The organism is Bradyrhizobium sp. BWA-3-5 (genome assembly GCF_032917985.1).
Lineage (GTDB): Bacteria > Pseudomonadota > Alphaproteobacteria > Rhizobiales > Xanthobacteraceae > Bradyrhizobium.
Map to the genome: position 1 here is coordinate 44,755 of NZ_CP136627.1, position 19,730 is coordinate 64,484.

Below are 19,730 nucleotides of genomic sequence, written 5' to 3' on the forward strand. Positions count from 1 at the left end.
TGGTACTAGGAGCTCTTAAGTCCCAAGATGCGGTTCAATCCCGCGATGCCCGCGTAGCCCGCTTGTTCCCAATCGCCGTTGCTGATCGTCTTTTCCCGCGTCTGCCCCGGATACGCGGCAGCAAAGGACGAGCGCGCACGTTCTGCGTACTTGCCAATGAGCTTAGCCGCTTCTGGATCAGACTCCAGCAGCTTCAATATGTCCGGGGCGCCCTGGCCTGCGCCGAGCGCGAGAGCGAGCGATCGCATCTCGTTGCTCTTCGAGAGCGGCTTCAAACGGCGCTTCATGTCCTTGGCACTACCCATCAGGAAACGGCTGGACTGGAGTGTGGCGGGAAAGTGTTCACGTGGCGTTAATAACAAGGTTGGATTGGATAGGTCAATCAAGATCTCTCCGTATAGTTGCACTATCGCACAGGATCTTGACCTGGTCGTGGCACTTACCAGTGCCTTCCCGTTCAGATGTAAGGTCCTAGTGCCCTCCGTTCAATGCGACGAATCACAGCGCTGCTGCTGCAGCACAGGCTGGCCACAATTCGCCTTTGGGTAATACCCATCTTTGAATTTTGAGGAAAAGGTATTACCTATATTTTAGAGATTTATTTAAGGTAATACCCGAATCACTGTCTACCCTTCGGGTAATACCTAATCAGACTCAGGGTTGCTTATGAAGACAAGAACTAGAGCTGGAAGACGAAAGGAACGGAAGCCGCATGCCAAAATGGGGCGGCCCCCCACCGGTAAGGACCCTATGCTGTCCTTCCGAGCGCCAGAGGAGCTGATTCAACGGATCGAACGCTGGTCAAGATCCTATGGCATGAGCAGATCGGAAGGTGTTAGGAAATTGATTGAGCAAGCACTAGCAAACTCGGTTGCGCCGACCTGGAGTAGTCCTCCGTACGGCTAGTTGAGGGGCCCTGCAGGAATAACATTGGCGGGTCAGGCCGTGACCGCCGAGCTCGTCTTTTCGGCTGGGCACCGTGAGACTGAATTGGTGTCCCGCGGCAAACGCTAGGCGGCGTGATCTCCGACGAGTTCTGCAAGCTCGCTTGGCGACGCCAGCATAAGGATCTGCACCATCTGCCGATCTGGCAATTTGCCGACACCAACGGCCCGGCTGGTCGATGGCCTGGGCGCGCGCTCCCCTGACGACGTTGCATATCGCTATACGTTCGTCGTCGATCCCGACAACACCATCCAGCATGTCTATGCGACCAATCTGAATGTCGGTCGCAGCAGGAAGGAGGCCGTGGTGCGGGTCGCGATCGCGGTAGCCAGCACAACAGCGCGTATTTGTTCTGCGGTGAGAAGGTCTCATCCAAGACGCGCCGTAAGCGCCGCGGGCGATAGAACCTCGGCCGCAAATGCGTACCGGATCTCTGATGCATTTCGTGCTGTAATATCTGGTGCATCTCCGTCCACGACACTACTACTTCTTCTTTCTCAACATCGATCGATTTTTCCTTGGTGGAGCAAACGCAAGTTGTCCAAACGATGTTGTCAGCGACCGGATGCGGTCAAGGCTAGTTGGCCAGATCTGGGCTCAGCAGCAGAATAGAACTAGTCCAACAAAAGCGAGATTGACTAACGCGCCGATCAACGCCCACGCGCGAACGGCCGCGGGCGAGAGTCCGGCATCATCGCGCGAGTTTGTTATCCATAATGAATGCACCTGCGGCGTCACCCTACGAAAGTCGCGCGGTACAGCGGTCGCATTTACAACCAGCATGTCTTGTCGTGTCTGGGGCGAAGCGGTTCCATCTTCGCCATGCACCATCCTCATCAGCGATCCCGGCCCGGACGGTGGTCGCTGGCTATAAGCGCGGCTTGATACAGCCCTCGGACGGCTCGCGAGCCTAAGCTGGATAAGGCCTCATTCGGCGGTTTCCCCGTTTGATGCGTTCGTGAGAAGAATCCGCCGGGCTAAGGCGCTGAGTTCGCGAAGCGTCCCCTCACCCCAAGTTGCGGTTTTTGCTAGATTTCGGTCTCTCGCGCAGGCGGTGCGCGGCGAAACTGTATCCGCCGCGAGATCGCCTCATTAATGGCAATCACACACTGCCTGTCGTTCAGCCTTCACCCAAACTTGAATAGCACCCCATATCCCCCACGCGGATAGCTCCATTCGATGTCGCCGGTGGGCTCTCCGATGACGCGGCAGGTGCCGCACTCGATGCAACCGTCGACGGCGATCTCGACCTGGCTCTTGTCGTTCAGCTCATAGCAGCGCGCGGGGCACGCTTTCAAAAGGGCAAGTAGCTGCGGCGATGGCTTGGTGTGCGCGCGTACCTTGATGTGCGGACGACCGACGTCGACGAGATAGCGATTGTAGAACAGCTTATCCTCGACGCGCATTGAGGGCTCGACAGTCATGTTTTCAGCTCCTTAGGTTCGGCTTCGACGTTGGTTGGTCAGCGCCAGGCGCGGGCGAAGCGGAATGCATCGCCGAACAAACCTGTCCATGACCGCGCATTGACAAAAGATTTCAACGTCACCTTCTCTTTCTCAGCCTTTGGCGTGCCGTCGACGCGCACAAAATTCTGCATCGCTCTTGAGACAAGCTGCGGATAGGTAAGAAAAAAGTTTTGCGAATTGGTGTGCATCAGCGTTGGCATATCCTTGTATTTCCTCAGATCCTTGATCACGAAGGAGTCGTCCAGCATCTTCTTGTAGAGCGCGAGATTCTCAGCGCTCATGGGAGCCCGGCGCGACCTCACATGCGAGATTGCTTCGGCCGCGATGCGGCCCGAGGTCATCGCGAGGTTAGAGCCCTCGCGATGAATGGCGTTGTTGAGCTGCGCGGCATCGCCCACCACCACCCAGCCCTCACCATAAAGCTGCGGGATCGCCTTGTAGCCTCCCTCAGGGATCAGATGCGCCGAATATTCCTTCACCTCGGAGCCCTTGATCAGCCGCGCCACAGACGGATGCCGCTTGAAGCGATCGAGCAGCCCATAGGGCGTCTCGCCCGTGCGCTGGAAGTCGGCGACGAGGCAGCCGATGCCGAGCGAGATGCACTCCTTGTTAGCATAGATGAAGCCCATCCCAGTCATGCCGCGGGAAATGGTGCCGGCAGCCTCGATCACGACGCCCTCGTCGCCTTCGAGATTGAAGCGTGCCTCAATGGTCTCGCGCGGCAAGAAGTGCATTTCCTTCACCGCGAGTGCAACCTTGTCAGGCTTAGGCCGATCGCGCAGACCCGCACGAGTACCGAGCAGGCCGTTGACGCCCTCCGCCAGCACTACGACATCCGCATGGACTTCGCCGTCACCGCGATCCGTGTGCACCCCGATGACCTTGCCGTTGGCATCTCGCGCGAGTTCGGTCACCGTGGTCTCGCACAGCACCGTCGCGCCGGCCTCGCGGACCTTCGAGGAGAACCATTTGTCGAACTGCGCGCGGATGATGGTGTAGCGGTTGGGCCGCTGCTCATTGAACTCGTCGGACCAGTAGTGCAGACCGACATGGGAGCGATCGTCCATCATCCAGAACCGCTGCTCGACCAGATGACGTTCGAGTGGCGCGTCCTCGCGAAAGTCCGGGATTAGCTTTTCCAGCATATCGGCATAGAGGATCGCGCCCTGCACGTTCTTCGATCCCGAATATTCGCCGCGCTCGAGCTGCAGCACTTTCATGCCACACTTAGCCATGGTCAGCGCCGCTGCATTGCCTGCCATGCCGGCGCCAACGACGATGGCGTCGAATCGTTCTTCGATCATGAGTCTCTCCTTCTGGTGCGCTAGCTCGCAATGCGGTCGCGCGAATGCGGCGACAGCCGCGCACGAAATGCGGCCGTCAGCGCCGGCAGCAAATGGATCGCGTCGGTCACGATGCCGATATGGGCGAAGTCAAAAATCGGCGCGTTCTTGTCGGTGTTGATGGCGACGACCAGGTCCGCGCCCTCGACGCCGACCCGATGCTGGATCGCACCGGAAATACCAGCGGCGATGTAGAGCTTTGGCCGTATGGTCTTACCGGTTTGTCCGATTTGCCGGTCGGAAGTGACCCAGCCCTTCTGTACCAGTGGTCGCGAGCAGCCAAATTCGGCCCCAATCATGGCGGCGAGCTGCCGCACCAGCTGAAAATTCTCCAGCGACCCCAGACCCAAGCCGCCGGCGACAACGACATCGGCATAAGCGAGGTTGGATTTTGCGGAATCCCGGTCTGGGATGAACGACAGGACCTTGGTGACGATATCGTCTTCGACGAGAGCAAGCGGATGGATGATGATACGGGCGGCGTCGCGTGCGACGCGCTCGGGCATCGGCATGACGCGTGGGCGGACGGTTGCCATTTGCGGCCGGTAATTCAAGGTGTAGATCGTACAAAGTAGCGTGCCACCAAAGGTCGGACGCGTGGCCGCAAGTGAACCATCCGCGTCGACGTCCAGCCCGGTGCAGTCGGCGGTGAGACCCGTCAGTAGCGTTGTCGCGACCGAGCCCGCGAGATCGCGACCGAGTGTGGTGGCGCCCAATAGCAGGATCTCGGGCTTATGGGTGTTGACGAGATCGGTCAGTGCCTTGGTGTAGGACTCGTTACGATACTCCGATAGCACATTGTCGGCCACGAGATAGACAAGGTCAGCGCCGTAGCAGAAGGATTCGATGGCGGCGCTGCGCGCCGCCTCGCCCTCCGGGCCGACTACAACCGCAGCGAGATCGACCTTCAGCTTGTCTGCGAGCTTGCGGCCCGCACCCATGAGCTCCCAGGAAACGGAATGCACCTGACCTCGCTCCTGCTCGATGAAGACCCAGACATGCTTGTAGGCCTTGAAGTGTTCCGGCAATTCTTTCTTAGCTGCTGCCCGGCCGCCGGCGGTAGGCGTAGGACCTTTGATGAAATTGCTCATGGCTCAAACTCCCTTAGAATCAGCGCGCCAGCACCGCAAAGCTCGACTCCGGATTCCGGTTTGAAGATGGGTTCGATCAGCGCCTCTACCGGCTGCTTTGCGGCTTCCACCAGCTCCGTCTTGGCGGCGTGCGGCGACGGCGCAAAGACCAGTTTGACGATGGTCGCTGAGTCGTGCAGGTCGCCTTTCAAGATATCCTCGAAGCCAGCTTCCTGCGCGCTCGATTTCACCACCGGCGCCGTACCGGCGCGCGGGGCGTCGGCCATCGACGCCGCCGCTAATCTGGTTCGTCGATTCCGGCAGGTGATCAGGTGGGACTGCTTTGTGCGCAACATCTGCACGTCGGCTTCGGCGCGGCGGTCTGCTTCGACGGTGCGGCAGGTGAGATCGAGAACGGCGATTTCGACGACCAGAGTGAACTGCAACAGGCCTGGCTTCCTGGCTATGCCAGGCTAATACCTTAGCGGTGTCACCGTCGATGCTCTGCTTGCCGGCGAAGATGATATCGGGCGAGCCAAACGCACCACGGATTGTCCGGATCGCGGACGCGAACGCGTAAGTCGTGGCCAGCGTGTCGGCGCCGACAAAGAAGTGGTCATTGAGCAGAACCGGACGATCGGCACCGAAGGTACGCCTTGCGCAGGGGATCCTTTGCCGATGGTGGGCCCATCGTGAGCACGGTGATCTCACCGCCAAACCTGTCAAGCAACTCGAACGCGGCTTGCATCGCGAACGGGTCACAGGCGTTGATGATGGTCGGCACACCTGCCGCATGATCGTGTTGCTCACGAGGTGCACGCGGATCTGCGCGGAGCCTGGGATCTGCTTGACGCAAGCGACGCTGTGCATGCCTTCTCCAGAGGTACGGTGCACACGCGAGTTACCCATTGGCGGCCATCTCCCGGTCAATCACATCCTCGATGGCGTCAAAGGCAATTTCGAGCGGCATTATTGCGAACGTGACCCACAAGATGATTCCGGCGCGAGCTGCGAGCAGTAACGACAACATCATTGGTCTTTCTCCAAATTTCATCTCGGACAGCGACATTCGGTCGGGTCTGCGTAGACGACGGACTTGGCCGGAGAACAGCAAGTGTTGTACCAATTGCGGCGCCATCAAAAATGGTTGAAAAACCAACGCGTTGAGAGAGGATGATAAACTGGCAGTTAGCATCGCCGACGGTTTCAGGTTCGACATACGTCGGGAAGGCGACAGAGTTGATCTCAGTTATGAGTTTGGCGGCGCAACGCGCTGATCCGACATGGGCAAACTGCACTGAAGTGATGCACGAGGTTACTTCAGCGCACTCAATGGCACGAAAGCCGCCTGCTTCTTCGGCTCCGCGACCGCATCCTGCAAAACCTTGAACACGCGCTGTTCGATCGGTGACGACGCCACGAAATCGGCATAGGCCTGCTCCAATACCGACTTGCACCGCGCCGTCACCTCTGCCTCCGCCGCACCTGCGAACTGTTCCTTGGCGAGATATTGCCCCATGCGCCTCAAGATATGCAGGCGCGCGACGTTGACGATTTTAGGGTCGTAGTCGACCCCGAGAAGGGCAAAAAAATCCTCCGCCGAGCAGGCCTTGTTGAGCCGATAGAGGATGCCGGCAGCCGATTGTGTGTCGCTCATCGAAAATCTCCTTGGGTTAGGCCGCCGGCCCGTGCTCTTGACGCGGGATAAGCTGGTCGTTTCGCGGCAGCCCACCTTGCGACGCTGGCGCTGCATATGGCCCAAACGCGTCTCCTAAAAACTCGACCGGTCGAGCAGGACAGCGATCGCCTTGCTGAGCGGAACAGCATCAGATGGTGGTCAAGGCCGATATGGCCGATAAAGCGGCGATGGCTCCGCTGCGACCGCACGCGCGCGCCGGAATGCCGACCAGAGTGATGTCGGACGGGGTGCTCTCGATGATAACCGGATGTCTTCCCAATGCGCGCGTCGAACCCGAGGGTGATCGGACCGAGGATCTTTGCTCCGTCACCGACCAATTCCCAGTCCTCCGCGGTAGGATGGCACTTGCTCGTGCGACAATGACGCCGCCAAGCGGGATGTCGTAATAGAGCATTGAGCTCTCCCTACTTTGGCAGTCTCGCCTAGCACGACAGGCTCCACGATCGATGAAGAAACGACCCATGGTCGCGCCGAAATGGATGTCGATATGAGCCAGGAAGCCGCCGAACCAGGACAACAGCCGCGCCGGAAACCGCCAGCCGGCTGTCCAGAGGCGTCTCGCGAGGAAATAGCAGATCACAGCATGGATGCTGCGGTAGGTCAGCAAGGTCTCGAGCTGGTTGCACGCCGCGCGATTGCGCAGAAACACAGAACCAAGCACGAGCAGCGAGGGCTTTCGCCATGCGGGAGTTACTGCGACGCGATCGGGGTTAACGATGCTGGACATGGCCCTCACCGCAGTCGGTCAATGATCGTTCGCAAACATCGCGCCAAATCGCCGCCACGGTCTCGCGCGGCACCGGCCTCTTGTACTCGACGGCATGTTCGCGCACCCGAGACAGGATCCGCTTCGCCTCTTCTGCGCTGACGGCGAGCTGCAATTCCTTAAGCAGCGAGGTGATCGCCGACAGCCCCGAATGCTTACCGATCACGATACGATTGGAGCGGCCGAGCAATTGCGGGTCGAGCGATTGATAGGTGCGTTGATCCTTCAACAAGCCATCCACATGAATGCCGGACTCATGAGTGAACACATGCTCGCCAACGATCGCTTTGTTCAGAGGAATCGCGCGTGTAGCCGCGGCTGCGACGACTGCAGCGACCTTCTCGAGTTCCGACAGCACGATGCCGGTGTCGTGCCCGTAGAGCTGTTTGAGCGCAACCGCGACTTCCTCCAGTGGCGCATTTCCTGCGCGCTCGCCTAGCCCGATGACAGTCACCGAGGCGTGGCTCGCGCCGCCCTTGATGGCGGCGAGCGTATTTGCGGTCGCGAGCCCAAGATCGTCATGGCCGTGAAATTCGAGCTCGAGATCGGTCTTCGCGCGCAGACGCGCGATCAGCGCGGAGGCTGAGTCGGGATCAAGCACGCTGAGCGTATCGGCGATGCGAAAGCGCCGCGCGCCCGCAGCCTTTGCAGTTGCGATCAGAGTGATGAGAAAATTGACATCGGCGCGGGAGGAGTCCTCGCCACCAACAGCGACCTCAAGCCCCCGCTCGCGGGCATACCCGACCACCCGCTTCACCTGTTCCACCGCCACATCGCGGTCACCGCCAAGCTTGGCGGCAATCTGCAGGTCAGAGGCCGGGATCGACACATTGACCATGGATACCTTGGCCTCGATGGCTGCGTCGATATCGGCTTCACGCATCCGGCACCAGCCGATGGTGGTAAGCGGCAGATCGGCCTCGACAATGGCGCGGATGGCGGCGATCTCCTCATGGCCCATGGCGGGTGTCCCCGCCTCAATCTCGGTGACGCCAGCCCTTGCCAGTGCCTGCGCGATGGCCACCTTTTCGGCTGCCTTGAAGGCGACGCCCGGCGCCTGCTCGCCATCGCGCAGCGTCGTGTCATTGAGCACGATCGGCTTGGTCCGAGCCGTGTCGGACCATGGAGGTTTCGTAGCGGCGGCGGCGATCATGGCGGCTCCTTGTTGACCTTAGTCAATGAAGGCATCAGCAACCCGCGTGCCACGTCAGCAGTCGACCTAACTCACTCATAAAGCTGAATTTTTTGTAGCAGACCTAATGTCGCAAACGCGACAGCGTCGCAAAGCGGCGGGCCGGCTTACTTCTCGGCGCGATAGGTTCGGATCAACTCGGCGTGCGGCGCAGATGAATGATCAGATCGACGCCGGAGACTTCGTGGCCCGGCAGCGCCTCAGGCGCACTCGCAAGCAGAAGATCGGCTGCGGGAATATCGAGCAGGGTATCCTCTCCGTGCAGATAGTAATGCGGATGCGGCGTGGTGTTGGTGTCGAAAAATGATCGTACCCCGTTTGGAGGAATCTGGCGCAACAGGCCCGCTTGCGTGAACTGCTTCAATGCGTTGTAGGCGGTAGCCAGCGAGATCGGAAAGCCGGCGGCGCGCGCCTCGGTAAACAGCATCTCTGCTGTAACATGCCGGGTGCCCCCGGCAAACAACAGCTTGCTTAAGATCACGCGCTGGCGCGTCGGCCGCAGCCCGGCCTTGAGCAGGAGATCCTTGCAGCCGGCCTTGGGGCCTAGCCCGCCAAAATCGGCCTCAGCCGCGTCCACCTTAATCCCCCGCAAACCCCGCAGGACCCGCGTGGTCATCGACCGAAACGCTCGCCAACGGACGATCTGTCCGGCGCGACTCAGCTAGTGCAGCCGCCGGCAACAGAGCGTCTCGCCGGCGCTCGGCCATCCGGCTCTCACCGCTCTCATCGCCAAAGCAGACGTTGAAGTCGTTACATTGCGTGCACACCGGCGTCGTGCACATCACGAGGCCATCGTCCTCGCACAGGGTGCGATAAAAGAAGCGCTTCCAGCGCATATTGTTGATATTGCGCGCGGCGAGCGGCGCGAAATGACGGCTTAAAAGTCGGGAGACTTCGCCACGATCGCGCAATCCGAGATCTTCCCATAGGTGATTTGGCTCGATGGCGCGACGCGCGATCATCGCAGCCAGCCAGCGACCGGTGTCGCCGTCGGTCGACCGTTGCGCGAGCAGGAGATCACGCAACATTGCGACCTCATCGTTCTCATCGCACGTGAAATGCAAATGCAGCTCCTCGGGTTTGATCCGAAACGAGGGGAAGTGCTGCTCCAACAATGCGACGAGCTCGTCGCCGGACAGGCCGGCCCTGTCAGAAATCCGCCCCCCCTCCATCGCAGCGGTGGCCAGAATGGACGCGAGCACGTGGCGATCGAAATCGCTGTCGCTACTGATGTCAGCGTCTGCGGGATGGCAACCTGCGAGCAGGCGATAGGTCGCAATTCCCGTACGCGACGCGCCGCTCGCGTTCGTCACTGTGGTGATATTCATCGGACTGATTGTGCTTCGAACATGGCTTCACGACCCCACTACGCTCAAGCGTGCTTCGGCGGATACTGTGGTGGCCCTCAAATCTCGCCAGAACGCCGGCCTCCCCGAGAATCGGGGAAGCCGGCATTCATTCGCGCACTCTTTACGAAGCAGCGAGTTCGGCGGCGGTCTTGCCGACGATGGACTCGTCGACCGGCTTCATGATGCCGTGCTCCATCAACATGTCCTCGAGCTCGTCCATGGAGATCGGGGTCGGGATGATGCCCTTGCCACCATTGTTGTGAATCCTGGTCGCGAGATTGCGATAGTGATCTGCCTGCTGGGAGTCCGACGCATACTCCAGCACGGTCATGCGGCGCAGCTCCGCGTGCTGTACGACATTGTCGCGCGGCACGAAATAGATCAGCTGCGTGCCGAGCTTCTTGGCCAGCGCCTCCGCCAGCTCCAGCTCCTTGTCGGTCTGCCGCTCGTTGCAGATCAGGCCGCCGAGCCGCACGCCGCCGGAGTTGGCATATTTCAGAATGCCCTTGGAGATGTTGTTGGCGGCATACATTGCCATCATCTCACCGGACATCACGATGTAAATCTCCTGCGCCTTGTTCTCGCGGATAGGCATCGCAAAGCCGCCGCAGACGACATCGCCGAGCACGTCGTAGGAGACGTAGTCGATATCCTCATAGGCGCCATTCTCTTCCAGGAAGTTGATCGAGGTGATGACGCCGCGACCGGCGCACCCCACACCCGGCTCCGGGCCACCCGACTCCACACAGCGGATGTCCTTGTAACCGATCTTCATGACGTCCTCGATTTCGAGGTCTTCGACGCTGCCAGCGTTCGCAGCCAGGCTTAGAATCGTGTCCTGCGCCTTGGCGTGCAGGATCAGGCGGGTCGAGTCTGCCTTGGGATCGCAGCCGACGATCAGGATCTTGTGGCCCATCTCGGCCAGCGCCGCCAGCGTGTTCTGCGAGGTGGTCGACTTGCCGATGCCACCCTTGCCGTAGAATGCGATTTGTCTCAGTGAAGCCATGCTACTCTCCATCAACCGATTGCCAAAGATTGCGCGAAGTGCGCGCGAGCTTGTGCACACGGGCTCAAGGGAAGGAGAGCATCGCTCGTCTTTTGCGCGTCGGCGTGCACTCAGCCCTCACTCAGTGTTGCGGCAAGCTCATAGCAACCGTCATGCCAGCACTGTCCGTGCTGCTTAACCTTCTGATTAGGCTTTGAAAAATACGGCCCAGCCATAGGCGTCAGCTGGCTTGAAAGTGACAGCAGCTCTGCCGTTGTCAGGAAGCGAACAAGCGCTCCAACCGGCAGGAGACCCGCGCCGTAGGCGATTTCAGTCCGTCCGCGGAACGCACGTTGCCAACCGACTTTTGTAAGCTGCCCCTCCGGCGCGATTTTCAGGAGAGCGACAATGCAGATCGATGTCGAAACATCGAAGGCCGTGGACCGGCGACGGGTGTTCGTGATTTGATCATGACGAGATCACTGCGCGGCCCTGCAATTCATGCTATGATGACATCGAAACCCATGAGCTGGCGACACCAGAGGAGCCCTATGCCAAGGGCGTCGCCGTTGCCGCCGCGGGGCAATCGGCATGCCAGGGATGGCAAGCTGGTCGTGGTGATGATTGCCAGCGCCACGCCATTGGCGGAGGACCGTGAGATCCATCCCGCCGAGGCGATATGCCACCGCAGCGGTCGCTTGGCCCGGGCCAAGGCAAGACGCCCTGGAGTTCGGCCAAGATGCACTTCCGCGCTGTCTAGTCTAGCGGGCGCGCATCGTCGGCAACTCCTCCGGGTCGTCGGTTACGATCGTCGGATCATTCAAGTCGTATTCGAATCCCTCGTACACGAAAGCGCTGCGGATGAGTTCGCAATCGCGTTCGCTGACTCCCGCCTGCCGACAGACCGCGTACCAGGATGAGCTGATCGTTGATAGCAGGCCATCGACGATGGCCGCGGCCTGATCCTTAGAGAGTAGAAAGCGCTCGCACCGAGACAGCAGATTGGTCCGGTTGGCGTATCGACCCCAATCGCCGAACGCCATGGCGAGGTCGCGGCGTTCCAGCGCGATCATCGGGTTCGGAGTAAGGTCATAAGCTGGCGACAGCGACCAAGCATGGTCCTTAGCTAGGATCGCATGGTTGCGCGGATGATCGTCGGTGTTGGAGATGAGTGCGTTGAAGCATACCCCGACGGAAGAGCTCGGGCAGATCCTTGGTCTGACTCCCCGATGTAGCTCGCCGTATTTCGTCGGCAAGAAGCAAGTAGGACCATTTCTGGCGCTTGTCGGCGGTCTCCTGGGTATCGTCCGCATCAAGCAGCGTAAGTGCGCTCACCATCCTGCTGCGCAGATACCCCGTCTCGGCCTTGTGGCGGTCGAACGGCTTCACCAGAAGTACGTCCTTATCTGCGATGGTCGTCATCCGGCTTTCGGCACAAGAGATGCTGCACTCGCGAGCTAGGGTGAGCATGGCGTGTTCTACACGCGGATTATTCCATCTGTCATCGCGATGAGGGAATTTCGCCAGCCAGAGCGCGCCTTCGTCCTCGACCGTGGCTTTCGGCCGCGCACCGCCCATGGACGTACCGGCGCGCATGAGCGCCTCAGCCTGTTCGGCGTCGGAGCCAGCAGGTGCCGGCGCCTTTGGGTCCTTCTCGGCGGCGACGATCTGGTCCGCAAGCGCGATCAAGCGTGCCAAATCGAGCGTTTGTTGAACTTGCGAACCGATGCCGGCGGTTGAACGTTCAGACCGAAGCCGAGCGCGCCAGCGCGATCGTCTGGCGAGTTGAGTAGATATTGTACTTCGGTCGGCGACGGATTGCCCAGGCGAGTCTCGATGAGCTTGCGTCCCCAGGCGTCTGGCGAGCTATCGCGCAAGGTCCGAAATTGCCGCGCAGCTTCGTCGTCCGGAACGGGGGCCCCTGGAGCTTCAGCTCGACGGGATCGAACTCGACGCGATCCTTCCGCGAGCGACAATAGGGTCATTGCGCTCAGGAAAAATAAACATGTTGGATCGACGCAATTTGTGCTTGCGTCGGATCGAATCAGAATTCGGCAGCGATAGCCCGTTTTTTTAAGGGCCGCGAACTATAGGGACCGGATTGGCCGCGTCGATCGGCGCAACCACGACCGACATTTTTAAAACCTTATCCACAAGTCCCGCAGCCATTGCAGGCGTAGCGCCAAAAGTCTTTAAGACGCGGCAGAAGCTGTAGAACACGAAAAAGAGCGCCAGCGCGTGGCAGTTGTTCTCAAACTTCTTGGAGAACGCATTGGTCAGGCGAGTGAAGCCGCGCATTGACATGCGCATGGTCAGTTTCTTCAGTCCGTCCATACAATTACCTTGGCCGGAACTGCGTTGGTAAGGCCAAGATTGTTGGCAGTTGTTATCCCGTCGACAAGGACCTTGCTTCCGTCACCTGCCCCGACGTTTATGGACGCGTCCTTCGTCGTCTCCACGATGAACTCGATCTGGTTGTCAGTGAGATGGCTGTGAAACGGTAGCGCCACGGCGCGATCGGCGATCTTTTCCGTGACCAAGAAATCGCCGTAGCGATAGCCAAGCTCAAAATAGTAACGCTGCAAATGCATCGGATGGCAGTACGCGGCGGCCTCGACCTGCGCGATGCACAGATCATCGACAATGGCATCGCGGCTGGAGCGCGTGAAGCGCGTCCCGAGATGCACGAGATAGAGGAACCAGTCCACCGTCACATCGGTGCCGACATACGGCGGCTTGATACCCTCGAATGATAACATATGTGCGTTGTAGAGCTGCTCGATGAGCCGGCGCCGCTCTAGGATTTCATTGAGGCGCTTCAGCTGCGCAAGGCCCAACGCGGCTGTGAGATCGCTCATGCCGACCTGGTAAGGCGCTGCGCTGCTGACCACAGAGGAGGAGAGGTTATCCAGCCGATGGGCGCGATTGCGACGCAAGCCGACGGCTATGTTGATATCGTCGGTCACCGCCATGCCGCCCTCGCCGCAGGTCAGGGCCAGAGGCTGGGCAAAGTCGAACACCGCGATATCGCCAAAGCGGCCGACGAGTTCGCCGTTGTATCTCGATCCGATCGCCTCGGTCGAATCCTCCAGTAGCATCAGCTGATGGCGCTGTGCGATCGCGCGCAGCTCCGACCATGGTGCCGGATGGCCATTAGGATTTCCGGCAACAATCGCCCGCGTGTTGGCCGTGATACGGTCTTCGACCTTCGCTGGATCCAACGCTCCCGACCAATAGTCAACATCGGCAAATACCGCCCGCGCGCCCGAGAGACTGATTGCATGCGCCGTCTCGCGAAACGAATAGGGTGAGGCGATCACGTCGTTGCCCCCGCCCGATGCCGACGGCCTTTAGCGCAAGCTGAAGCCCGATCCTGCCGTTCGGGACGGCAACGGCATATTTTCGGCCGAGATAGGCGGCAAAGGCTTTCTCGAAGGCCTCAGTCACCGGCCCGTTCGAGATCCGCGGCGAGCACAGCAGCGTTTGCACGGCGGAGAGCTCGGCGAAGGTGACATCGGGATCGGAGAGCGGAATAAGAGATACATCCGCCTTGACCGCGTGGGCGTCGTGATCCTTTGCTATTGCGACGCTAGTCATCGCCGAGTACTTCTTGCCGCCAGCACGATACCAGTCGCGCGCGCCGGATCGGCTGTGATTTGCACGCAATGGGCAGAGCCATCGATCAGATGCAGGTCGAACCGTGAAAACCTGCGAAACGGCGCCTCCGTCATGTCAGACGCGTCACAGCGTGTGCAAGCGAGCTGTGGAAAGCGGCGCCGCAACTCGGCGAACGGGCTTGCATCGACGTCAGCTGCCGCAAGCAGCCGTTCGATTTCGATAAGTTCGTCGGTGCCGAGCGCCATCGCGACTCCTTATGACCAGTTCCAAAGCGGCTATTGCCAGAACACTCGCTCGGCATCTGTGTTCAGTTCGTCGATCGCCGCGATCAGCCGGTTGTGGATGCTGTGAAACTCCCAGAGCCCCAGCGCGTGATCTTTATGAAACAGCCTCCATGTCGCGCTCACCGCGTCATGATGGATCAGCGCGACATCAATCAAGCCGCCGTCTTTGTCGATATTGCCCGAGCAGCAGGGACTCTCGATTAGGTAACCATTCCTTACCGGCCTCACATTCGGCGAGACATAGCGATAGCGTTTGCGCGAGCTCAAGGCACGCTCGATCCGCTTGCGATCGAGCTCGTTCGGGTGGGCGATCAAGCTGATTGCTACCTTTCTCATCACCGCGGCATTCATCGCGAAAGCCCCTCAAAACAGTGTGATCTCTTCTTCAAGACAACCGACGACCAGCCGCTCACCAAACTCTACAACATAGATCGGCAAGTTCGCTTCGGTATGCATGCCGACTTTCACGATCTCGCCGATGGCGCCGGCGCCGACCAAGAGCCCGTCAGCCGGCGCATCGGGAAAGGAGCCGTCGTTAACGAGGTCGACCGCGGCTCTGACTCGCTGTCCCCATTTGATATTTCGGAAGGCGCGGCTCGATCATGACGCGATCTCTTCCGGCAACGGCAGGTCGTCGGGTTCCTCGCGCGCGTCCGCCAGATCGAGCTCCTTGCGCTTCATGCCGACGCGGTTTCCGCTTTCAAGATACTCGACGCCATAGATGTAGAATTGCTGCAGGAACGTCCCGATGGAGACGACGTACCCAACCTCGCCTTTCTTGGCCAGGATGTCACCGATCTCCTTGCCGGCATAGGTGCCGTCGTTGCGAATGGTGCGCTTGGCCTGTACCTTTTCGCCAAGGTTGAAGAACGGTGGCCCACTTAGCTCGACTACGTCACTGTCGCGGACGACGTTGCTCATGAATCACTTCCGCGCGGACTTGCAGGCCAGACGGCCGCGCGCGACCTTCCGCACCATACCATTTTCATCTTCGATGAGACCTGCCAACTCGACAGCCGCAATGCGCCTCGCCACACGTCCAGAAGGACCCTGGCACCGATCTTGTCGGTCGGGTCGAGTTCGAGCAGCTTTTTCGTGGCCACGCGCCCCTCGTCCAAATTGCCGAGCCGCCTCTGCAGGTAGGCAAAGCCCTTCAGCGAAAACAGAAAGAAGCGCGGCAGGATGCTTCCGTGGCTGCCGAAGGCGGCATCGGCCGCTTTGACCTGCCGCCAATCGTCCGCGAGTCCGTTTTCACGCGCGGCCTTGGTGATGCAGCGCCGCGCAATCTCCCGCGACTCCGACAATCGGCCCTTGTAGAGATAGAAACGGTAAAGGCCAATCAGGATGGCGGCGTGGCCCGGCGCCAGCGCATGCGCTTGGTGCAGGTGTTTTTCTGCGATCTCGTCCAGATGATAGGAGAGCCCGGCCTGCCACAGATGACGCTCGGCTTCGCGCAGCAGGCCTTCGCCGAGCGGCGTGTGTGCGATCAGTTCCCTCGCGCTCCCGGACAGCGGCTTGCCTGCTATATCCAGGTCCATTGGCAGCTCTCTCCTTGGAATAGGCGGCCTTTGTGGCGCGCAGCACACCTGCTTCGGGGAAGATCAGGCGGGTCTGCGCAGCGGTATCGGTTGAGACTCGTCACCCCGACGACCTGCCGACTGTCCCCGGCGTTGTGAAGCACGTTTTAGGTCATTGCGCTCGACGACTTGCTGACCGGGCTTCGGTGCCGGCGCAACACCGATATCGGTGGACAATCCTGAGCAACCGCCGGCCCGGCCAGCCGGCGGGCTGAATCAGCGGCGCTATTGGCGCGCACCTCAAAATTCATGAATTTTTCCCGGGTCCTTGCCTGTGGAATTCACAACGCTTACACTCTTATGCCCGCGCCTGATAGCGCGGCAATGAAGCGTCGAGCACACAGGTATTCTCGACCGGACAAACCGCCGCACATTGCGGTCCGTCGAAATAGCCGATGCATTCGGTGCATTTTTTAGGATCAATCACGAACGTCCCGCCCTTCTCCGAGATCGCGACATTCGGGCATTCGAGCTCGCAAGCCGAGCAGCTCGTGCATTGCGAGGCAATAATCTTGAATGGCATCTATATCTCCCTTACGCAGCCGAAATCAGCGCGCTCTTCCGGAATGCCAAAGCGCCGCGTTCGACATGCTGGATCTCACCGCTTTGCACCTTGTCAAGATAAGACTTGAACCAGGCGATCGCTGATTTCTCGATGAACTCGTGCGCGTACTGATCAAGCGGCTCGATGCCTGCCTTGATCAGCTCGCTCTTCGGGCACCCGCCGATCTTGGCCACTAATACCGCATGGCAGTCATTGATCGCGCGGATGATGTTCGCAAGGCTGCCCTCCTCGCCATAACCGCCCTGGCAATAAGGATCGGCGCGACGATGGCCGACGAATTTAGCGCCCGATGTTGAGAGTTCGTACACTTGGAATTCCTTGGCATGCCCAAAATGCTCGTTAATCAGGCCCGAGCCCTTGGTTGCAACCGCGACCAGAAGACGGATATCGCTCTTCTCGCCCGCTAGGTCGGCCAGTTTCTCCTGATTGGCCGCGACCTTGGCCACGCGCTCCTCCTCGAGCTTGGACTGATAGGCTTTGCGCGTCTTGAGATCGTAACTGACATCCATGGCCATGATCTTCTCCGTGGTGAACTCCGCGCCGCGATCCTCGCCAAGCAGGCCGACAGCATCGGCGCGACACTGGCGGCAATGCCGCATCATGTTCATCTCCCCTTCACAAGCGTCCTGCAGCGCCTTCAGTTCCTGCGCCGTCGGGCCGCGCTGGGCGTTGAGACCGAATACCGTCCCGTGCTCGGGCGCGGAGATCAGCGGCATGATGTTGTGCAGAAATGCACCCCGCGATTTCACGGCCTTGTTAACGTCGATCAGGTGCTTGTCGTTGATGCCCGGGATCATGACCGAATTGATCTTGCACAGGATGCCCCGCTCCGTGAGCATCTCGAGGCCTTGCAGCTGTCGATCGGTCAGTATCTTTGCGGCTTCGACGCCCGTGTAGCGCTTGTGGCTGTAGAAAATCCAAGGGTAGATCTTGGCGCCTATTTCGGGATCAATCATGTTGATGGTGATGGTCACGTGGTCAATGTTCAAATGGGCGATAGTATCGACGTGATCGGGCAAGGCCAGCCCGTTGGTCGACAGGCATGGCTTGATGTCCGGCGCGGCTTTGGCCACCAGCTCGAACGTCCTGAATGTTTTTTCCGGATTGGCCAGGGGATCGCCGGGGCCGGCGATGCCAAGGACGGTCATCTGCGGAATGGTGGAAGCAACGGCGAGCACTTTTTTTGCCGCCTGCTCAGGGGTGAGCTTCTCGCTCACCACGCCAGGGCGCGATTCATTGGCGCAGTCATACTTACGATTGCAATAATTGCATTGGATATTGCAGGCTGGTGCGACTGCGACATGCATGCGGGCGTAATGGTGGTGCGCCTCTTCGCTGTAGCAGGGATGGTTCTTCACCTTTTCCCATATCGCGGTCGGCAGGTCGCCTTGGCGGGCCTGAGACCCGCAGCTCGCCTTGCTCCTGCCGCCCGAGGTGCAGCAGCCCTTTTGCTCGGAGTGGGGCTGCATGATCTCGGCCATATCAGCGCCGCCTCCCAAGGAGCTTGCTTCATTACATTCCGGCACGTCCATTTGCCATTCTCTCTGCAGGCGGAAACTTCAAGCGAGAACTAGCAACTCGCGTGCCATTAACAGCGTCTTTGCAATTTCTGCGCGGTGTCAGTATGTTAGAGATAGCGTCCCGCACGCGATCTTTCTAAGTTGTTGGAAAGGTGACAGAAGGCGGTACCGACATGGAATACGATCGGGCGCACATCAACGCTCAAACGACACTGGCGTCTTACAGTACGCAAGCTCTGCTGAAAGCTCGAAGGCAACTCCCGTCAGGCAGAGATCAAGATCTCGACCGCGCGCGGAAGCGCAATCGCGAGCGGCATGAGGCGTTGCTCGGCCAGGAAGCGCAGCTCGTTGCGCGAGAGCGCGTCCGGCTCCACGATTGCGTAATGGCCATTGGCTGAGCGCTTGCTGATCTGCCGCGCATAAATGCGTAACAGCTGGTCGTTGAACTGACAGCCGATGAAAAGGAAGCTCCGCCCGGTCCGTCGCTCCTTGACAATTTCAGGAATCGGCGTCTGAATATCGATCTCGGTCAGCACCTCGACATAATCTGCATCGGAGACCAAGAAGTTCTCTGCGGGCAGCGCCCCGCCATGCGGTTTGTAGAGGACTGTCGTCCAACTGCCAGCCGCAGCGCGATCGACCTCTTTGCCTTCTGCATCATAGAACCGATACCAGTGATCTTCGCCCAAGCCTGCGCGGGTGACGCCCTGCACCTCGCCCCAACCCTCGTGCTTTTGAAGGGCCGCACGCATCGCGCCGTCATACCAAGCGTCGACGACGACAGGCAGGGACAGTAAGGCGAGATGATAGTGCAGCGGCGTCGGCTCGACTGGTGCCGCAAAGGCCTGCGCCATCAATGCCGTCACTGTGGACCGATGCTTATTGCTCTCGATGTACTGTGCTGATGCCCAGAGATTGCCCTTTGCCCGGCGCGGCAGCGCGACCTTACTGGCGAAAAAGGCAGCCAGGGCTTCGGGCGTCATCGGCACAGAGGGCTTGGACAACTCGGCGACGCCAGGACCGAGATAGGGAACGATGCTGCCGGCACGCAGCCTGGCTGCCACGTCAGCGAGAATCGCCTCAGCATCCGCCGCATTTACAAAATCGATTTTCCGGATCGCCTTCATCGCTCGTCTGCGTTCTCGCCACGCTTCCTGGCATTGATGGTGATCGGCAACGGCGTGTCGCTCGGCATGTTGGGCAGATCGAGGACCCAACCATTAGCTATTCTGATCCAACCGCCCCACAGCGTCTCATGCTCGGATTCCACGATCGGCTCTTCAAGGTCTTTTTTCGGCACGTAAATCGACAGGCCAGCCTCCGCAGAGCGGCGGATCATGACTTTCATCAA

22 protein-coding genes and 4 pseudogenes are annotated in these 19,730 nt (G+C 59.7%); 1 reads left to right on the forward strand and 25 read right to left on the reverse strand.

Going from position 1 to position 19,730, the window contains the following annotated elements; all coding sequences use genetic code 11:
* Positions 1-5: 5 nt before the first annotated feature.
* Positions 6-386: a hypothetical protein gene (locus RX331_RS38115; protein WP_317252667.1), complete on the reverse strand. Its 381-nt coding sequence runs from the start codon at positions 384-386 to the stop codon at positions 6-8.
* Between the two features lie 624 nt (positions 387-1,010).
* On the opposite strand from RX331_RS38115, the pseudogene RX331_RS38120 reads away from it, so the two are divergent.
* Positions 1,011-1,251, forward strand: a pseudogene (locus RX331_RS38120) (peroxiredoxin); the annotation flags it as partial.
* An 821-nt stretch (positions 1,252-2,072) separates the two neighbouring features.
* Here the strand turns inward: RX331_RS38120 and RX331_RS38125 are convergent.
* The 24 genes and pseudogenes from RX331_RS38125 to nifT form a co-directional block, all read right to left on the reverse strand.
* Positions 2,073-2,369, reverse strand: coding sequence for a ferredoxin family protein (locus tag RX331_RS38125; protein WP_317252668.1), 297 nt, complete (start codon positions 2,367-2,369; stop codon positions 2,073-2,075).
* A gap of 38 nt (positions 2,370-2,407) precedes the next feature.
* Positions 2,408-3,715 carry an FAD-binding protein gene (locus RX331_RS38130; protein ID WP_317252669.1) on the reverse strand — a complete coding sequence of 436 codons (1,308 nt, stop codon included), beginning with the start codon at positions 3,713-3,715 and terminating at the stop codon, positions 2,408-2,410.
* Between the two features lie 20 nt (positions 3,716-3,735).
* Positions 3,736-4,845, reverse strand: coding sequence for an electron transfer flavoprotein subunit alpha/FixB family protein (locus RX331_RS38135; RefSeq protein ID WP_317252670.1), 1,110 nt, complete (start codon positions 4,843-4,845; stop codon positions 3,736-3,738).
* Positions 4,842-5,694 (reverse strand): annotated as a pseudogene (locus RX331_RS38140) (electron transfer flavoprotein subunit beta/FixA family protein). Before RX331_RS38140 ends, RX331_RS38135 begins: the two are co-directional and overlap by 4 nt.
* A gap of 31 nt (positions 5,695-5,725) precedes the next feature.
* Entirely contained in the window at positions 5,726-6,043 is a 318-nt protein-coding gene (locus RX331_RS38145; protein WP_317252671.1) for a hypothetical protein, read from the reverse strand.
* Positions 6,044-6,139: 96 nt separating this feature from the next.
* Positions 6,140-6,481 (reverse strand): nitrogenase stabilizing/protective protein NifW, encoded by a 342-nt coding sequence (gene nifW, locus RX331_RS38150; protein WP_317252672.1) that lies wholly within the window; start codon positions 6,479-6,481, stop codon positions 6,140-6,142.
* Between the two features lie 169 nt (positions 6,482-6,650).
* The gene (locus RX331_RS38155) at positions 6,651-7,250 is read right to left on the reverse strand and encodes a hypothetical protein (protein ID WP_317252673.1); all 600 of its coding nucleotides are present in this window, start codon (positions 7,248-7,250) and stop codon (positions 6,651-6,653) included.
* Positions 7,234-8,442, reverse strand: coding sequence for a homocitrate synthase (gene nifV, locus RX331_RS38160; protein ID WP_317252674.1), 1,209 nt, complete (start codon positions 8,440-8,442; stop codon positions 7,234-7,236). Before nifV ends, RX331_RS38155 begins: the two co-directional genes overlap by 17 nt.
* Before the next feature lie 172 nt (positions 8,443-8,614).
* Positions 8,615-9,058 (reverse strand): Fur family transcriptional regulator Irr, encoded by a 444-nt coding sequence (irr, locus tag RX331_RS38165; protein WP_317252675.1) that lies wholly within the window; start codon positions 9,056-9,058, stop codon positions 8,615-8,617.
* A 1-nt stretch (position 9,059) separates the two neighbouring features.
* The gene (locus tag RX331_RS38170; RefSeq protein ID WP_410708018.1) at positions 9,060-9,809 is read right to left on the reverse strand and encodes a nitrogen fixation protein NifQ; all 750 of its coding nucleotides are present in this window, start codon (positions 9,807-9,809) and stop codon (positions 9,060-9,062) included.
* Between the two features lie 142 nt (positions 9,810-9,951).
* Positions 9,952-10,836, reverse strand: coding sequence for a nitrogenase iron protein (gene nifH / locus RX331_RS38175; protein ID WP_317252677.1), 885 nt, complete (start codon positions 10,834-10,836; stop codon positions 9,952-9,954).
* A 740-nt stretch (positions 10,837-11,576) separates the two neighbouring features.
* Positions 11,577-12,026 (reverse strand): HipA domain-containing protein, encoded by a 450-nt coding sequence (locus tag RX331_RS38180; protein WP_317258253.1) that lies wholly within the window; start codon positions 12,024-12,026, stop codon positions 11,577-11,579.
* Positions 11,938-12,504: a HipA domain-containing protein gene (locus tag RX331_RS38185; protein WP_317252678.1), complete on the reverse strand. Its 567-nt coding sequence runs from the start codon at positions 12,502-12,504 to the stop codon at positions 11,938-11,940. The genes RX331_RS38180 and RX331_RS38185 overlap by 89 nt, the downstream gene beginning before the upstream one ends.
* A 384-nt stretch (positions 12,505-12,888) precedes the next feature.
* Positions 12,889-13,149 (reverse strand): hypothetical protein, encoded by a 261-nt coding sequence (locus RX331_RS38190; RefSeq protein ID WP_317252679.1) that lies wholly within the window; start codon positions 13,147-13,149, stop codon positions 12,889-12,891.
* An 83-nt stretch (positions 13,150-13,232) separates the two neighbouring features.
* A pseudogene (locus RX331_RS38195) lies at positions 13,233-14,412 on the reverse strand (DegT/DnrJ/EryC1/StrS family aminotransferase); the annotation flags it as partial.
* Positions 14,409-14,678, reverse strand: coding sequence for a DUF6129 family protein (locus tag RX331_RS38200; RefSeq protein ID WP_317252680.1), 270 nt, complete (start codon positions 14,676-14,678; stop codon positions 14,409-14,411). The gene RX331_RS38200 and the pseudogene RX331_RS38195, both read right to left, overlap by 4 nt.
* A gap of 30 nt (positions 14,679-14,708) precedes the next feature.
* Entirely contained in the window at positions 14,709-15,068 is a 360-nt protein-coding gene (locus RX331_RS38205) for a hypothetical protein (RefSeq protein WP_317252681.1), read from the reverse strand.
* A 12-nt stretch (positions 15,069-15,080) separates the two neighbouring features.
* Positions 15,081-15,321, reverse strand: a pseudogene (locus RX331_RS38210) (nitrogen fixation protein NifZ).
* Positions 15,318-15,638 carry a nitrogen fixation protein NifZ gene (locus tag RX331_RS38215; RefSeq protein ID WP_317252682.1) on the reverse strand — a complete coding sequence of 107 codons (321 nt, stop codon included), beginning with the start codon at positions 15,636-15,638 and terminating at the stop codon, positions 15,318-15,320. The pseudogene RX331_RS38210 and the gene RX331_RS38215 overlap by 4 nt, the downstream one beginning before the upstream one ends.
* Positions 15,635-16,255, reverse strand: coding sequence for a hypothetical protein (locus RX331_RS38220; RefSeq protein WP_317252683.1), 621 nt, complete (start codon positions 16,253-16,255; stop codon positions 15,635-15,637). Before RX331_RS38220 ends, RX331_RS38215 begins: the two co-directional genes overlap by 4 nt.
* 337 nt (positions 16,256-16,592) lie before the next feature.
* Positions 16,593-16,817, reverse strand: a complete 225-nt coding sequence (locus RX331_RS38225) for a 4Fe-4S binding protein (RefSeq protein ID WP_317252684.1) — start codon at positions 16,815-16,817, stop codon at positions 16,593-16,595.
* 11 nt (positions 16,818-16,828) lie between these two features.
* Positions 16,829-18,340, reverse strand: a complete 1,512-nt coding sequence (gene nifB / locus RX331_RS38230) for a nitrogenase cofactor biosynthesis protein NifB (RefSeq protein WP_410708019.1) — start codon at positions 18,338-18,340, stop codon at positions 16,829-16,831.
* Between the two features lie 302 nt (positions 18,341-18,642).
* Positions 18,643-19,506, reverse strand: coding sequence for an SIR2 family protein (locus RX331_RS38235; RefSeq protein WP_317252686.1), 864 nt, complete (start codon positions 19,504-19,506; stop codon positions 18,643-18,645).
* A complete protein-coding gene (gene nifT, locus RX331_RS38240) occupies positions 19,503-19,727 on the reverse strand; it encodes a putative nitrogen fixation protein NifT (RefSeq protein WP_317252687.1) in 225 nt (74 codons plus the stop codon). Before nifT ends, RX331_RS38235 begins: the two co-directional genes overlap by 4 nt.
* Positions 19,728-19,730: the final 3 nt, after the last annotated feature.

Bases quoted from the DNA above. Each gene is read 5' to 3' on its own strand.
- RX331_RS38125 (WP_317252668.1), bottom strand. From the start codon at position 2,369: ATGACTGTCGAGCCCTCAATGCGCGTCGAGGATAAGCTGTTCTACAAT.
- RX331_RS38130 (WP_317252669.1), bottom strand. From the start codon at position 3,715: ATGATCGAAGAACGATTCGACGCCATCGTCGTTGGCGCCGGCATGGCA.
- RX331_RS38135 (WP_317252670.1), bottom strand. From the start codon at position 4,845: ATGAGCAATTTCATCAAAGGTCCTACGCCTACCGCCGGCGGCCGGGCA.
- RX331_RS38145 (WP_317252671.1), bottom strand. From the start codon at position 6,043: ATGTCGAACCTGAAACCGTCGGCGATGCTAACTGCCAGTTTATCATCC.
- nifW (WP_317252672.1), bottom strand. From the start codon at position 6,481: ATGAGCGACACACAATCGGCTGCCGGCATCCTCTATCGGCTCAACAAG.
- RX331_RS38155 (WP_317252673.1), bottom strand. From the start codon at position 7,250: ATGTCCAGCATCGTTAACCCCGATCGCGTCGCAGTAACTCCCGCATGG.
- nifV (WP_317252674.1), bottom strand. From the start codon at position 8,442: ATGATCGCCGCCGCCGCTACGAAACCTCCATGGTCCGACACGGCTCGG.
- RX331_RS38170 (WP_410708018.1), bottom strand. From the start codon at position 9,809: ATGAATATCACCACAGTGACGAACGCGAGCGGCGCGTCGCGTACGGGA.
- nifH (WP_317252677.1), bottom strand. From the start codon at position 10,836: ATGGCTTCACTGAGACAAATCGCATTCTACGGCAAGGGTGGCATCGGC.
- RX331_RS38190 (WP_317252679.1), bottom strand. From the start codon at position 13,149: ATGGACGGACTGAAGAAACTGACCATGCGCATGTCAATGCGCGGCTTC.
- RX331_RS38200 (WP_317252680.1), bottom strand. From the start codon at position 14,678: ATGGCGCTCGGCACCGACGAACTTATCGAAATCGAACGGCTGCTTGCG.
- RX331_RS38205 (WP_317252681.1), bottom strand. From the start codon at position 15,068: ATGAATGCCGCGGTGATGAGAAAGGTAGCAATCAGCTTGATCGCCCAC.
- RX331_RS38215 (WP_317252682.1), bottom strand. From the start codon at position 15,638: ATGAGCAACGTCGTCCGCGACAGTGACGTAGTCGAGCTAAGTGGGCCA.
- RX331_RS38220 (WP_317252683.1), bottom strand. From the start codon at position 16,255: ATGGACCTGGATATAGCAGGCAAGCCGCTGTCCGGGAGCGCGAGGGAA.
- RX331_RS38225 (WP_317252684.1), bottom strand. From the start codon at position 16,817: ATGCCATTCAAGATTATTGCCTCGCAATGCACGAGCTGCTCGGCTTGC.
- nifB (WP_410708019.1), bottom strand. From the start codon at position 18,340: ATGGCCGAGATCATGCAGCCCCACTCCGAGCAAAAGGGCTGCTGCACC.
- RX331_RS38235 (WP_317252686.1), bottom strand. From the start codon at position 19,506: ATGAAGGCGATCCGGAAAATCGATTTTGTAAATGCGGCGGATGCTGAG.
- nifT (WP_317252687.1), bottom strand. From the start codon at position 19,727: ATGAAAGTCATGATCCGCCGCTCTGCGGAGGCTGGCCTGTCGATTTAC.